At 60.9% G+C, this 14,509-nt stretch carries 13 protein-coding genes; 8 read left to right on the forward strand and 5 right to left on the reverse strand.

What is annotated here, in order from left to right:
- The first annotated feature begins 20 nt into the window (after positions 1-20).
- Positions 21-578, forward strand: coding sequence for a MarR family transcriptional regulator (locus Q4D83_RS09140; RefSeq protein WP_303174904.1), 558 nt, complete (start codon positions 21-23; stop codon positions 576-578).
- Positions 579-598: 20 nt separating this feature from the next.
- Here Q4D83_RS09140 and Q4D83_RS09145 read toward each other — a convergent pair whose 3' ends face one another.
- Positions 599-1,441 carry a DUF3097 domain-containing protein gene (locus Q4D83_RS09145; RefSeq protein WP_303174906.1) on the reverse strand — a complete coding sequence of 281 codons (843 nt, stop codon included), beginning with the start codon at positions 1,439-1,441 and terminating at the stop codon, positions 599-601.
- A gap of 21 nt (positions 1,442-1,462) precedes the next feature.
- Between Q4D83_RS09145 and Q4D83_RS09150 the strand changes: the two genes are divergently transcribed.
- On the forward strand, positions 1,463-2,149 hold the full coding sequence (locus tag Q4D83_RS09150) for a hypothetical protein (protein ID WP_303174908.1): 687 nt from the start codon (positions 1,463-1,465) through the stop codon (positions 2,147-2,149).
- On the opposite strand, the gene Q4D83_RS09155 is transcribed toward Q4D83_RS09150, so the two are convergent.
- The 3 genes from Q4D83_RS09155 to Q4D83_RS09165 form a co-directional block, all read right to left on the reverse strand.
- The gene (locus tag Q4D83_RS09155) at positions 2,127-3,206 is read right to left on the reverse strand and encodes a ferrochelatase (RefSeq protein WP_303174910.1); all 1,080 of its coding nucleotides are present in this window, start codon (positions 3,204-3,206) and stop codon (positions 2,127-2,129) included. The two genes, Q4D83_RS09150 and Q4D83_RS09155, sit on opposite strands and share 23 nt — an antisense overlap.
- Positions 3,207-3,230: 24 nt before the next feature.
- Entirely contained in the window at positions 3,231-4,883 is a 1,653-nt protein-coding gene (locus Q4D83_RS09160; RefSeq protein WP_303174911.1) for a DIP1281 family NlpC/P60 protein, read from the reverse strand.
- Positions 4,884-5,169: 286 nt separating this feature from the next.
- Positions 5,170-5,673, reverse strand: a complete 504-nt coding sequence (locus Q4D83_RS09165; RefSeq protein ID WP_303174913.1) for a DUF6676 family protein — start codon at positions 5,671-5,673, stop codon at positions 5,170-5,172.
- Between the two features lie 300 nt (positions 5,674-5,973).
- On the opposite strand from Q4D83_RS09165, the gene acnA reads away from it, so the two are divergent.
- The 3 genes from acnA (at position 5,974) to Q4D83_RS09180 (ending at position 10,323) form a co-directional block, all read left to right on the forward strand.
- On the forward strand, positions 5,974-8,748 hold the full coding sequence (acnA, locus tag Q4D83_RS09170; protein WP_303174915.1) for an aconitate hydratase AcnA: 2,775 nt from the start codon (positions 5,974-5,976) through the stop codon (positions 8,746-8,748).
- Positions 8,749-8,789: 41 nt separating this feature from the next.
- Positions 8,790-9,356, forward strand: a complete 567-nt coding sequence (locus Q4D83_RS09175) for a TetR/AcrR family transcriptional regulator (protein WP_303174916.1) — start codon at positions 8,790-8,792, stop codon at positions 9,354-9,356.
- Between the two features lie 217 nt (positions 9,357-9,573).
- Complete coding sequence (locus Q4D83_RS09180) at positions 9,574-10,323, forward strand: glutamine amidotransferase (protein WP_303174918.1); 750 nt, start codon at positions 9,574-9,576, stop codon at positions 10,321-10,323.
- Here Q4D83_RS09180 and Q4D83_RS09185 read toward each other — a convergent pair.
- Entirely contained in the window at positions 10,320-10,577 is a 258-nt protein-coding gene (locus Q4D83_RS09185) for a hypothetical protein (protein ID WP_303174920.1), read from the reverse strand. The genes Q4D83_RS09180 and Q4D83_RS09185 overlap by 4 nt on opposite strands.
- A 36-nt stretch (positions 10,578-10,613) precedes the next feature.
- On the opposite strand from Q4D83_RS09185, the gene Q4D83_RS09190 reads away from it, so the two are divergent.
- Genes Q4D83_RS09190 through Q4D83_RS09200 form a run of 3 tightly spaced genes read left to right on the forward strand, consistent with a single transcriptional unit; the run spans position 10,614 to position 14,502 of the window.
- Complete coding sequence (locus Q4D83_RS09190) at positions 10,614-10,880, forward strand: ACT domain-containing protein (RefSeq protein ID WP_303174922.1); 267 nt, start codon at positions 10,614-10,616, stop codon at positions 10,878-10,880.
- A 27-nt stretch (positions 10,881-10,907) separates the two neighbouring features.
- Positions 10,908-12,248 carry a PFL family protein gene (locus Q4D83_RS09195; protein ID WP_303174924.1) on the forward strand — a complete coding sequence of 447 codons (1,341 nt, stop codon included), beginning with the start codon at positions 10,908-10,910 and terminating at the stop codon, positions 12,246-12,248.
- 7 nt (positions 12,249-12,255) lie between these two features.
- Positions 12,256-14,502, forward strand: coding sequence for a hypothetical protein (locus tag Q4D83_RS09200; RefSeq protein WP_303174926.1), 2,247 nt, complete (start codon positions 12,256-12,258; stop codon positions 14,500-14,502).
- Positions 14,503-14,509: the final 7 nt, after the last annotated feature.

Genomic DNA, 14,509 nt, shown 5'->3' on the forward strand with positions numbered 1-14,509 from the left:
TCTACTCATAAAGGATTGTTGTGTTTGCTATTCATGCTCGGTACCGCGGCCGGGAAGTCCGGCGCGCTGACTTGGTGCGCCGCTCCGCCGCAGCCTTGTCCACGCTCGAAGGCGTCGGCGAGTTCGAACTTTTGGGCGTGGAGGACATTTGCGCGGTGATTGCGTCCGCGCAGGCCGCCACCGACACCACCATGGCATTGTTGGCCGCTGGGGATTGGGCCGTAGGCATCGGCATTAGCGCACGCGCCGAACGCGCCAAAGATATTGCCGGCGCCGCCCTAGGTAAGCACGCGCGCTCCGGCACCGTCAAAGTGCGTATCGACGCCCGCGGCGGCGAAGCCGCGGCACGCGCCACCGACGTCGCCGCAGTATTCACCTTATTGGGCCATGTGCTGGCCAAACGCTCCCCCGAAGGGCGGGAGGCCACCGCGCTTATGCGATCCGGGTTGAACCAAAACGAGGCCGCCCGCGAGCTGGGCATTTCCAAACAGGCCATGTCGCAGCGTTTGCAGGCGGCTGGGTGGCAGGCCGAAACCGCAGGCTGGGAGCTCGCAGTACACATGCTGGAACGAGCCTGATCTGATCCGGTTCTGTCCGGTTACATCAGGTCGGACTTATCGAGCTCCGGCACGGTCACAAAATCGACCAGGCGTTCCACCGCACCAATGAGTGTGGCGTCAAGGTCACGGAATGAACCAACCGCGTTGTAAACACGGTTCCAACCTTCCTTCGGATCCGACCAGCCGAGCCGCTGGCACACCCCGGTTTTCCAATCCTCCCCGCGAGGCACTTCGGGCCAGGCGCGCATGCCCAACCGCTCTGGTTTCACCGCAGCCCAAATATCAATAAACGGGTGGCCCGTCACCAGCACGTGCGGCCCCACGCTGGCGGTCAGGCGGGTCTCCTTTGAGCCGGTGACCAGGTGATCGGCGAGCACACCAACTCGCCGCCCCACCCCGGGCTGGAACTCCGCGAGACGCTCCGGCAGATTATCCAAACCTTCCAAATACTCCACCACCACGCCCTCAACGCGCAAGTCATGGCCCCAGACTTTCTCAACGATGGCGGCGTCGTGGACGCCCTCCACCCAGATGCGCGATGGGGCCGCCACCTTCGCCTGCACATTGGCCACTCGTTTCGAACCGGAGTTAGAGCGCTGGGGCGCTTGGGGGGCGACGTATCTGGTGAGGGTGACGGGGCGGCCGTCGATAAGAAACGCCCCAGGGCGCAATTTAAACAAGTGTTCGTTGCCGCGGCGATCCTCGAGGCGGACGAAATCCCCGTCATAGGTACGTTCGAAACCGGTCACGGCGCCCACATACCCGGTGGCTTTCACCTCCACCACCAGCCCGGGCTGCGCCGGAACGTGCGGGTATTCTGGGCGGGCGTTGCGGGAATGACCGGCGAAAATATCGCCTGCGTAGGGATCTCTCATGGTCACACAGCCTATACTGAACCAGCTATGGATTTTCGGACCCCCGTATACTCGCCGCTGCAACACGCCGCCGTTTGGCTTGGCGGTTGGCTTCATGGTCGCGTCGCTTTCGACGACCTTACCGGCGCCTTTGTCGAACTGTTCGGCGCCGCTATGGATATCGAATTACTGCGCGAAATTCGCGCGGTGGCGCCGCGTGGGGAACCTGCGCTGCGGCTCGCGCTTTCCGGCCCCGGCGAGCCTACCGGCCTCGCCGAAGGCGCCGCTCTGTTAGTCGGGCGAGTTGTGCTTTCCCCCATCACGGACACCAACGGCGTGGCTAGCGCATGGAATTGGCGGGAACACAGCGGACCAGTCTCGGTACCGTATTGCTCCCCCGGCGAGGCGGAACGAGCGCTTATGGAAGCCACCCGCGCCGCCGCTGAGATCATTTCGCGCACCGACGCGCCGATCGCGGCGGGCAACAGCAACCCGCGACAGCTGGTGCGTTCATTAGGGGACCACTACGACGTGCCCGGCCTGCCGGCTTGCACCCCGCAACGCGCAGAGAAACTGTTTGCGCGGGCAGATAGTGTCGCCGCCATCGTGGAAGCGGTGCACGAACGCTACCGCGACCACCGCTTTGATCCGCAGCTCATTGGGTTGTGGCGGCATATTCGGCACGCCCGCATCGCCGGCGTGGACTACGCGATTAGTGAATTTTCGCGCGCCTAGGGAGCGCGCCGGGCCGGGCGGACACGCAACAATCTGGGGCGCAGGGGGCGCCATTGACGGTGCAGCCGCGCGCCGGTTCCTCCCCCAGCCTGCGGGCAGGCACACCGTTCGTGTGTTCGCGGACGAGTTCCACGACCATACGGGCGAATTCACGGGTGGGGCCGGCGGTCCGGGTGCGTTCGATTGGCATGCTGAGAAGTTTCGCCTCATCGGCAAGCTCCGAGTCTAGGTCCCACACCACCTCGATGTGGTCAGAAACAAAACCGATGGGGCACACAATGGCGGCGCGCACCCCCTGCTTGTGCACCTGCGTAATGTGGTCCACGATGTCCGGCTCCAGCCACGGCACGCGCGGGTCCCCAGAGCGCGATTGCCACACCACATCCCATTCGCGATATCCCGCCGCTTCGGCCACCAGTTTGGAGGCTTCCTGCACCTGCCGGGAGTACAGGTTCTCCTGGATGCCGGAGGCGAGGTCCGCAACCATTGGAATAGAGTGTGCCGTAAACACTAAGCGTGCCTCGCCGCGCGCCCAAGCGGGCAACTTGGCGCGGGATTCCAGGACGGCTTCAGTCATTGCCTGGATATACAGCGGATGATCGTAAAAGTGCCGCAGTTTGGTAAACGTAATTTCCGCCAGCCCGGCCGCTGCGACGGCTTCCCGCATGCGCACGATATCCTCATCGTATTGGCGGCAGCCGGAGTACCCCGCCCAAGCGGAAGTGGCGAACACAAGTGCGTTACGCACCCCGTCTTCCGCCATTCGTATCGCCGTGTCCTCCGCCATGGGATGCCAGTTACGGTTGGCAAAATACATCTTGAGCGGCAATTGGTGAGCGCGCAGTTCCTGCTCGACGTTGCTCATGATCTCACGGTTCAGCTCGTTCAGCGGGCTCACGCCACCGAAATGGTGGTAATGAACCTCCACCTCGTCGAGGCGTTCCGGGGGGATGCCGCGACCGCGAGTGACGTTTTCCAAAAACGGTCGAACGTCCGCGTGACCTTCCGGCCCTCCGAATGAGAGGAGGACCAGAGCATCGTACGTAGCACTACTCATGCGGCAAAGATTACCCTGAGTGCACTAGATCAGGCGAACCGCATACGGGCTCATCCCAGACCACCGTACGGGCGAAACCTGCACCGCGGAGCCGGATTGCGGCGCCTCGAGCATGGTGCCGTCGCCAAGATAGATGGCCACGTGGTGCTCCGCATTCGGGCCGTAGAAAATAAGATCACCGCGCTGCATGGAACTGGGGTCGATCTTCGTGCCGTGGGAGTACTGGTAGCCGGTATAGTGCGGCAACGATATTCCGGCGCCGGCGAAGGCGTACACCACGAGCCCGGAGCAGTCGAAACCGACTTTATTGAAATCCCCGTGCGAATCCGCCACGCCGCCGTCGCGGATACCTTGGGTGGGTCCACTGGCGTCGCCGCCGCCCCACGCATAGGGTGTGCCCACTTGCGCCAATCCGCGGCTGATCACCAGTTCGATTTTTTCTTCCCGGGAACCGGAGATTCCGGCGCTCGCTTGCTGGCTCAGCGTTTGATAGGTGCCGTCGGTTTCAGACGCGAAGGTGAGCGTGTCGTCTGCATCCTCGGTCGTCGGATACGGATTGTCTAAAGTTTGGTGCTGCGGGGTGTTCGCCTGTATGAGCGCTTCCGCCGCCAGCGCTGCGGCTGCGAGGGCCGCTTGCTGGAGGGCCTCGGCGTCGATAGCTTGTGCGTTTTCCTCCTCGGCACGTTGTTTCGCTTCCGCGGCCGCCGCAGCGGCATCCTGCGCGCGCTGCTGGGCCGCTTCCCGGTCGGCCGCCGCCTGCGTCGCATCCGCCTGCTCTTGGGCTTGCTTCGCCTCAGCTTCTCGACGTCGCTGTTCTTCCGCTTGGACCTCCGCCTCCCGGCGTGCAGCCTCCGCACGTTCCGCCGCGGCCTTACGCTCTTCCTCCGCTTTGAGGAACTCCTGATACTCGGCGCGCTGGCGGCCCAATTCATCCACGTTTGCGCGGGCGATCGCAAGCCGGCGTTCTGCGTCCGTACGTGCGGCAATCAGCCCGGCTCGCTCCTGATGTTTCGCCTGCAACAAGCTGGTGTTGCGTGCGATATTTTGTTCGGCTAGATCACGGGCCTGTTGCGCTTCCGCCTCCCGCTGCTCGGCGTTTTGACGGGCGCGCCGCAGCGTCGATTCCTCGTTGGCAGCTTGGGTGCGCAATTGCTCGAGACGCTCGATTGCCTTCCGCTGCTTCTCCGCACTTGTTCGTAAGTAGGTTTGCCTGTCGAGTGCATCGTCGGTGGTCGTGTTCCCCGCCGCGCCCGCAACACCAGGGGCGGACGCGCCGCGGCGATATGCTGCGCGGGAAATCTCGTCGAGCACCGCTTGCGCAGCCGTAATGTCGTCCTGAGTACCCTGCAACCGATCGCGCGCCTGGCGCGATTCCTGCCGTGCGGTTTCCGCAGCGTTTTGCGCATCGTGCAGGTCTACCACTGCCTTGTTCACGGCCTCGCGGAGGCCACCCATTTCGTTTTCCAGCCGGTTTACCTCGGCGTCCGTTTCCGAAATGGAGGTAACCAGCTTGGATACTTCACCAGTGTTTGCGTTTACCTCGCGGTCCGCCTCGGCGATCGCCGCATCATCCGGGTTCGTGGGCTGGGCCGCTACGGGGGCGCTCAGTGTCAAACCTGAGGCGCAGATCGCGGTGGCAACGATCTTGGTCGCAACATTGTGGAAGCGACGGTTCACAGGCTCTCCTTCACGACGCGGCTCGAACATGCTCACGAGCTACCACTGTTACAGTTGGTACCAGAAGTGCGAAACTTAACTCGTGAGCCAATATTTGAACCATAAGTCACAATTGCCACTTGAGGATACTTTTGATGCAGAGGTAGACATAAGGAAAAGCCAGCCCCAAGTTTTGCTGCGGGGCTGGCCTGCGGAGACGTCGATATGAATTTGTTATGTGAGGTTTGTCACACTCTGCGGGTTTTGCGGCGAGTCGCGCCTACGTGCGAATGAATATGTGGCAGAACTAGCGGGCGGGAGTCAGTTCCTGAGACTTGACTGAACGGAATGACAACGCGGCGAACACCACCGCCGCGACCACCACAACAAGCAGCAACACATGCACCCAACCCCACGCAACCGGCTGCTGCCCAAGCGTCTCCGTGAGCCACCGGAAGCTGGCCACATAATCATTATCCTGGAAAATTACCAGCTCAGCGGCCTCAATCTCTGCGCGCGAATGCTCGGAGCTCACGATCGTCCCGTACTGCGGGGTCCGCAATACCACGGTATCCGCGTCAGTGCGATGCAATAGTTCTTGGGCAATATCCCGCATATCGGCAGGCATTTCTGGCATCTTATCCAACACAACAAAGGCGTAATCCCCACGGCCATTCTCAGCCGCCTCTTGGACAACCTCATGCAAGTACCCCTCCAAATCGGGGTACTCCTGCCCGAGCGCCCCAACAGCCACGGAATCCTCCTTTAGGTCCGCTGCCAGCGCGTCAAGGTCAACATCAGGTGGAATCATGGCCGTCCTCAGGGGTACAATATCGTCTCGTGTCGTGTCACTCGCCGCACACACCGCGCCCCAACCGCGGGGGTAATCACTGCGGGCGCTGCGGCGAATAGCTGCACTTCATCTCTAGCAGATGGTACCTACACGGGGGTGCTGAACACACCGGGCTGGCGAAAATTCAGCAACAGAACGCCCGTACTGTTAAGCTGTGTTCTGACCGCGTACCACGCGTTTGTCTGATGCGTCGGCCCCAGCCCGTGCTTTATGTGTCGACGACTATCACCCTTGAAAATTTAGGAAGTGGAGCTCACTGTGACTGAAAGCAAGAACTCCTTTAACGCCAAGAGCACCCTGAAGGTTGGCGAAAAGTCTTACGACTATTTCGCGCTCAGCGCCGTGCCTGGCATGGAGAAGCTGCCATACTCCCTGAAGGTTCTCGGCGAGAACCTCCTGCGCACCGAAGACGGTGCCAACATCACCACCGAACATATCGAGGCTATTGCCAACTGGGATCCCAGCGCTGAACCCGCTATCGAAATCCAGTTCACCCCAGCCCGTGTGCTCATGCAGGACTTCACCGGCGTGCCCTGCGTGGTGGACTTGGCCACCATGCGCGAGGCAGTGAAAACGCTGGGCGGCGACCCGGACAAGGTGAACCCCCTCAACCCTGCCGAGATGGTTATTGACCACTCCGTGATCGTCGAAGCCTTCGGCACCTCCGATGCCCTCAAGCAAAACGTGGACATCGAATACGAGCGCAATGAGGAGCGCTACCAATTCCTGCGTTGGGGTGCCGAAAACTTCTCCAACTTCCGCGTCGTGCCCCCCGGAACCGGCATCGTACACCAGGTGAACATCGAATACTTGGCGCGCGTCGTCTTCGACAACGAGGGCCTAGCCTACCCGGATACCTGTATCGGCACCGACTCCCACACCACCATGGAAAACGGCCTGGGCATCCTGGGCTGGGGTGTGGGTGGCATCGAAGCCGAGGCTGCCATGCTCGGCCAGCCGGTATCCATGCTCATCCCGAAGGTGGTGGGCTTTAAGCTCACCGGCGAAATCCCCGCCGGCGTGACCGCCACCGACGTGGTGCTCACCATTACTGAAATGCTGCGTGAGCACGGCGTGGTACAGAAGTTCGTGGAGTTCTACGGTAACGGCGTGAAGTCCATTCCGCTGGCCAACCGCGCCACCATCGGCAACATGTCGCCGGAGTTCGGTTCCACCTGTGCGATCTTCCCGATCGACGAGGAAACCACCAAGTACATGCACCTCACCGGCCGCCCTGAGGAGCAGATCGCCCTCGTGGAGGCGTACGCCAAGGCCCAGGGCATGTGGCTGGAGCAGGACGCTCCGGAGGCGGAGTACTCCGAGTACCTCGAGCTGGACCTGTCCACCGTGGTCCCGTCGCTGGCTGGCCCGAAGCGCCCGCAGGACCGCATCCTGCAGTCCGAGGCGAAGGAGCAGTTCCGCAAGGACCTGCCGAACTACTGCAACGACACCGAATCTGTGGCCCCCGTCAAGCTCGCGGGCAAGTTCGAACACAACTTCAATTCTTCCCGTCCCGGCAATGGCGAGTCCGCGGCCGAAAGTGCGGAAGGCCGCGTGTCCCGCCCCGTGATCGTGGAGTCCCCACAGGGTGGCGAATACACCCTTGACCACGGCATGGTCGCCATCGCCTCCATCACCTCCTGCACGAACACCTCGAACCCGTCCGTCATGGTCGGTGCTGGTTTGATTGCCCGCAAGGCTGCGGAAAAGGGCCTGAAGGCAAAGCCCTGGGTGAAGACCATTTGCGCCCCTGGTTCGCAGGTAGTGGACGGCTACTACAAGCGCGCCGACCTGTGGAAGGATCTGGAAGCGCTGGGCTTCTATCTCGCGGGCTTCGGCTGCACCTCCTGCATCGGCAACTCCGGCCCGCTGCCGGACGAGGTTTCCGCGGCAATCAACGAGCACGATTTGACCGCCACCGCCGTATTGTCGGGTAACCGTAACTTCGAGGGCCGTATCTCCCCCGATGTGAAGATGAACTACCTGGCGTCGCCGATCATGGTGATCGCGTACGCTATCGCCGGCACCATGGACTTCGACTTTGCCACCCAGCCGCTTGGTAAGGATCAAGACGGCAACGATGTGTTCCTCACGGACATTTGGCCCTCCACCAAGGAGATCGAGGACACCATCAACTCCGCGATTTCGCGCGAACTCTACGAGGCGGACTACGCCGATGTGTTCAAGGGCGATGCGCAGTGGCAAGCGCTGCAAATCCCAACCGGCAAGACTTTCGATTGGGACGATGCGTCCACGTACATCCGCAAGGCGCCGTATTTCGATGGCATGACCATGGATCCGGAGCCGGTATCGGACATCAAGGGCGCCCGCGTGCTGGCCAAGCTCGGCGACTCGGTGACCACCGACCACATCTCCCCTGCCTCGTCCATTAAGCCCGGCACCCCCGCCGCGCAATACTTGGACGCCAACGGTGTTGCCCGCCAGGACTACAACTCCTTGGGTTCCCGCCGTGGTAACCACGAGGTAATGATGCGCGGCACGTTCGCCAACATTCGCCTGCAAAACCAGCTGGTGGATGTTGCTGGTGGCTACACCCGCGACTTCACCCAAGAAGGCGCACCGCAAGCGTTTATTTTCGACGCATGCGAAAACTACAAGGCAGCCGGCATTCCGCTGGTTGTGCTTGGTGGCAAGGAGTACGGCACCGGTTCGTCCCGCGACTGGGCTGCGAAGGGCACCAACCTGCTCGGCGTCAAGGCCGTGATCACGGAGTCCTTCGAGCGTATTCACCGCTCCAACCTCATCGGCATGGGCGTGATTCCGCTGCAGTTCCCCGAGGGCGAGTCCCACGAATCCTTGGGCTTGGACGGCACCGAAACCTTCGACATCGTTGGTATCGAAGAGCTGAACAAGGGCGTCACCCCGAAGACCGTCCACGTGATGGCTACCAAGGAAGACGGCTCCAAGGTCGAGTTCGACGCCGTGGTGCGGATTGACACCCCCGGTGAGGCGGATTACTACCGCAACGGCGGCATTTTGCAATTCGTTCTGCGTAACATGGCGAAGAGCTAGCTCGCGGTTGTCGCCTCATTTTGCCTCGAAGGAGCAAGACTGTGCCTAGAGTCAGCCACGCTGACCTGTCTCAGCGCAGACGGGACATCCTCGAAGGGGCACGGAGGTGCTTTGCGGAGTATGGCTACGAAGGGGCCACGGTTCGCCGTTTGGAGGAGGCGACCCGCAAGTCGCGGGGAGCCATCTTCCACCACTTCGGCGATAAGGAAAGCCTGTTTTTAGCGCTTGCCCGCGAAGATGCGGCGCGCATGGCCGATGTGGTTGCTCAGGAAGGCTTGGTTGAGGTGATGCGCGACATGCTCGCCCACCCGGACCGCTATGAATGGTTTTCCACCCGGCTGGAAATTGCTCGGCTGTTGCGTACCGACGCCGCGTTCAAAGCACGCTGGCAGGAGCACCAGGCGGTTCTTGATGAAGCCGTTCAGCAACGCCTGCAAGCCAATTCCGACGCTGGCCGAATGCGAACAGACGTTCCTGTTGAGGTGTTGCATTTATACCTCGAGACCATGATGGACGGGTTCATCTCCCGGCTGGCCACCGGGGCACCAACCCGTGGCCTGAGCGAAGTGCTGGACGTTGTGGAGGATTCCATCCGGGCCCCGAAGTAACGTTTCCCTCCCCCGCCCCAGAACGCCCCAGAAAATGACACCGCACCGAAGCAATGAGCTCGGTGCGGTTTCGTTGTGTGACTTACCGCAACAATTTCGCATGAACTTGCGTTTGCTAGGATTGCGGCTAGTTTACAATTTGTAACCATGCATTACGCGACGTAACCCGTAACACACTCGCTCGCCCGTAGCGTGGATCATTTGAGGAGCCCACTACATGTCTGCCCCGTTTTTGCTTCTTAGCACCCGCCCAGAACTCGAAGCGTCTCAAGCAGAGTACAACTCCTTTTTGTCCATGATGGAGCTGGAGGCGGATCAGCTGCACCATATTCGGGTCGATCAGGCCCCGCTGCCCCAGATCCGATTGGAAGAATATTCGGGCATTGTTATTGGCGGCGGCCCGTTTAATACAACGTCTCCTGAAAAGAGTAACCTGCAGGTGCGCGTGGAACGTGAGTTGGCTGAGCTGATTCGCGACGTCGTAAAGCAGGATTTTCCGTTGTTCGCCGCGTGTTACGGCATTGGGTTGTTCGGCCTCGCCCTCGGCGGCGTAGTCGACCGTACGTACGGCGAAGCCCCCGGCTGCATCACCATCGAAGCCACGGAGGCTGGGGCGCAAGACCCATTGTTGGAAGGCATGCCGAACAGTTTTACCTCGATTGTCGGACACACCGAAGCATGCACGGAGCTGCCGGATAACGCGACGGTGTTGCTGCAAGGCGCCGCCTGCCCGGTGCAGATGTACCGCGTTGGGCGCAATGTGTACGCCACGCAGTTTCACCCCGAGTTGGAGGTGGAGACGTTTGCGCAGCGCTTGCGGATTTACCGCGACAACGGCTACTACCCGCCGGAAGAGTATCAGCGAATCGTTGATGAAGCCCGCGCCGCCGACCTTACGGTAGATAACCAGTTGCTGTTGAACTTCCGGAAGCGGTTCGAACGGGCGTTAACGCCGGTGACGTCCTAAGGCCGCTTCTCGACGCCGCGGTGCGCTACACGCCCGTACTTAAACAGCGCGTACGGGCCAATGCCATTGACAAGCGTTGCCAAAAACCATGCCCATTTTGGCCCTCGAAACTGTCTGGACGGCCGGTGGTACAGCACATGCCACGCCGCCAGCTTGCCTACGATATCGGCGCTGGCGTACGCAATGACCAGCCCTTTTAGCAAGGCTTTCGGGGTGGGGCCGCAGGAGCACGTGTGGGTGCAGGAGTTCCTCATGAAACCCAGTGTAGCCCCACAGGTAGCATCGAAGTTATGTTTGCGATTATGACTGTGACAGGCCTTGATCACACGGGGATCATCGCCGCGGTGGCCACGGAATTGGCGGATATGAATGTGAATATCCACAACGTTTCCCAAACGATTATGGATGATTTCTTTACCATGATTTTGCATGTGTCGTTCGGGGACGACGTGACCATCGCCATGATCCAGGAGCGCATGAAGCGCGTGGAGGAGCAACAACGCCTGGTGATCCGCATTCAATCGGAAGCTATTTTCCGCGCCGTCAACGATATTTAGACCAGAGTTTAAGGACTGTCCCCTGCCATGACCTTGCATCATGTGAGCCCAAGCTCCATCCTGGACACCATCGCCATGGTGGAAAAATACCGCCTGGATATTCGAACCGTGACAATGGGTTTGAATTTGCTGGGCTGCCGCACCCCGGAGGAAATCTACGCCCGCTGCGTCTCTCGCGCAGCGCGCCTCGTGGAGGTGTGTGAGGGTATTGAGCAGGAGCTGGGCATCCCGATTGTGAATAAGCGCCTCGCGGTTACTCCCGTCGCGCTGCTGGATATGCCGGAACCGGTGGGCGCGGCAAAGTCGCTGGACAGGGCGGCGAAAAACGTCGGCGTGAACTTCATCGGAGGGTTTTCCGCACTCGTTGAGAAAGGGTTGACGGCGGCGGATTTGCGGCTCATTGAATCCATTCCGGAGGCGCTGTCCACGACCGATCTTGTGTGCTCTTCGGTCAATGTTGCGTCGTCCCGCGCAGGAATCAATATGGATGCGGTGGCGCTCATGGGTCGCACCATTCGCGAATGCGCCGAACGAACAGCTAATCGAAACGCTATTGCGTGCGCGAAGCTGGTGGTGTTTGCCAATTCGGTGGACGATAACCCCTTCATGGCGGGTGCTTACCACGGTGTGTCCGAACCTGATTGCGTGGTCAGCGTCGGCGTTTCCGGCCCCGGGGTGGTGGACCGCGCGCTCGGCGACCTCGAGGGCGCGAGTCTCACGGACGTGGCGGAGGAAATTAAAAAAGCGGCGTTTAAAATCACGCGCACCGGGCAGCTGGTGGGTGCGCTTGCGGCGGAACGGCTGGGGGTGCCGTTTGGCATTGTGGATCTTTCGTTGGCGCCCACGGCCGAGGTCGGTGATTCCGTCGCGGCGATTCTAGAGCACATGGGGTTGGCCCAGGTGGGCACCCACGGTACGACTGCTGCGCTGGCGTTGCTCAACGACGCCGTAAAGAAGGGCGGCATGATGGCGTGCTCGCGGGTGGGCGGCCTTTCCGGATCCTTCATTCCGGTCTCTGAAGATCAACGGATGATCGATGCCGTGCGCGCCGGGGCGATCACCATTGACAAGCTGGAGGCGATGACGGCAATCTGCTCAGTGGGGTTGGACATGATTGCGGTTCCTGGGGATACGGACGCCAACCTTATCGCTGGCATGATCGCCGACGAAGCCGCGATCGGTGTGATGAACCACAAGACCACCGCGGTGCGGGTGATCCCAGTACCGGGCGCCAACGTTGGCGACGAAGTGGATTTCGGCGGGCTCCTCGGGTACGCACCGGTGATTCCCGTGCACCGTGCCGATAACGCCGCGTTTATTGGCCGCGGTGGCAGCATTCCGGCGCCGATTCACGGATTCCGGAACTAGGAGGAGCATGCACTTCAAGCCAGACTGGCGCCTTCCCGCCTTTATGCAGGGCGATTCCAGTTCTACGGAAGCGCTCGCGCAGCGCATGGGTGTGACCGCTGCGGCCATCATGTGGCCATACTGGCTGTGGCAAATACTTATCGACGACCGCCCGAACCTGGTGAACACGAAAGCCCACTTCGTTGCGTTCGGCTTGTACTGTGTGGCGGAATTGGCACTCATTTTCGCCGCCGTGACGGGCAAGCGAAACCAAGTGGTGAAATGCCTGCGCGGCGTCTATATCACCGTCGCCGCCGGCGTGCTGTTGAGCGTACTTTTTCAATCCGAGCACGTGGGTAATCCGGCGGCAGTGATGTCGGTGACGGCGTTTTCCGGCATCGGCGCCACCGCGCTCGCGTTGACTGTGCCGCTGCGGGTGAGCATCCAAGCGTTTATCGCGCTCGTGGGTTGTGCCGCCCTGTCCAGCGCGGTGCTCAGTGGGCGGCACGCCGGCTTCGAAGTCATCGCCGAGGTAGGGTTCGCCCTGGCAAATTCGTTTCCGTTTGTGCTGCTGGCGGGCGGTTCCGTAGCGGCGTCGAAAATCATCGACGCCACCGAGGCGAAAGCCGCCCGCGAGGAGGCGCGCGCCGCCGAAATCAACGCACGTTCGAAAACCTTGTTGGCATTTTCCGGGCTGGTGCATGATCGCGTGCTGTCCACCTTAAACGGCATAGCGCAAGGTATTGTGCCGCAGAAGCTTTCTACGGAAGCGCTGCTCACGCTCACCGATTCGGCGAATGAAACCAGCATTCAAACGCTCATTGAAGAGTTGCAGCGTCAGGTCACCCACAACCAGCACTGCGAGTTCTCCGTAGAAAGCAAGATCGATTTACGCACCGCAACAGTCCCCGGCGAGGTAGCCACCGCAATGGCGATGGCCGTGGCTGAGGCCGCGCTCAACACCCGTCAGCACGCCGGCGAAGAGGCCCACTCATGGTGCCGCGTGGTGGTAACAAGGCATCAGCTCATCGTGAACTATGGTGACGACGGCCGCGGGCTGGACCCCCGCACGCTGGATCCGCGGCGCGCCGGAATCCAGGTTTCCGTGCTGGGGCGAATCCGCAACTTGGACGGTGGCGAAGCGATCATTGAAACAGCACCGAATAAGGGTTTGAAATACGTGCTGAGTTGGACGGACGAAGCGCCACCAATTTTCACCCCGAACAACGACGAAGATGACAGCCCCATTGCGCACATCTTGGGCATTAATATCCTGTTTTCGCTGCCGATTTTCGTGGTGCTGGTCATCGTCATTGAATTCGTTGTGCTATCCGTGAACGCCGCAAACCACATGGTGGTGTTCAGCGCGGCGATTGTGGCGTGCATTTCCTTAGCCATTTTGTTTATCCCCGGCGAGCCCACCATCACCGTCCCGCGCGCGCTGGTGGTGTCCACCGGCATCGTGATGCTGGTGGCGTTTGAACGGCACCAAGGCATCCAGTACACCGGCATGTGGCAGGACTATTGGATCCTGAATTTCACGGCGTTTATGGTGAGCCTGCTCATTTTGCGCGGCCGCATCACCATTGCCCTATCCACCTTGCTAATCTGCGCCGGCCTCCTGCAAATAGAACACTTGTTGGGTCTTTCTGGTGCCGAGCAAATTTCCGGGTTCATGCTCTTGCGGCGGTCGCTCTTGGTGGTTGTCGCGCTCATTGTTCGTTTTTGCATTCACTTCTTTGTACAGCGCCTGCCGCGAGCTCGCGAGCATCGCCGACACGCAGCCTCCCGCACCGCTGAGGCGCTCGCCGCCGAATCCTTGCGGAAGGGCCGCTACCAATGGGTGGAGAATCAGGTGCGCCCGATTTTCGAATCCGTGCAGGTACTCCAAAAAGTGACCCCTGCGTTGCAGCAGCGGGCGATGCTTACGGAGGCCCGAATCCGCGACACGCTTCGCGCCCCGCTTCTCGACGACGCGACGCTTCACGCGAACGTGTGGGATGCGCGCGAGCGCGGTGTTGAGGTGCGATTATTGGATGATCTTTCCACCCGCGAAAACCCCGTAATGGAATCGGCGCACAAGCTTGCGATCGCGCGGGTGATTCGGGCGGCGGTGGAGGCCATCGCCAACGCGAAGCATGGCACGATCACGGTGCGAATTAGCCCGCCGGGCCGCAAGTGGTTTGCAACCATCAGCGACGAGGATGGAATTCATCGCTTTGACCATTACGGTAATGAGCTGCGCACACCGACCTCGGCGGCGGACTCAGGGTAGCGTAAAG

Source organism: Corynebacterium sp. (assembly GCF_030532715.1).
Classification (GTDB): Bacteria; Actinomycetota; Actinomycetes; order Mycobacteriales; family Mycobacteriaceae; genus Corynebacterium.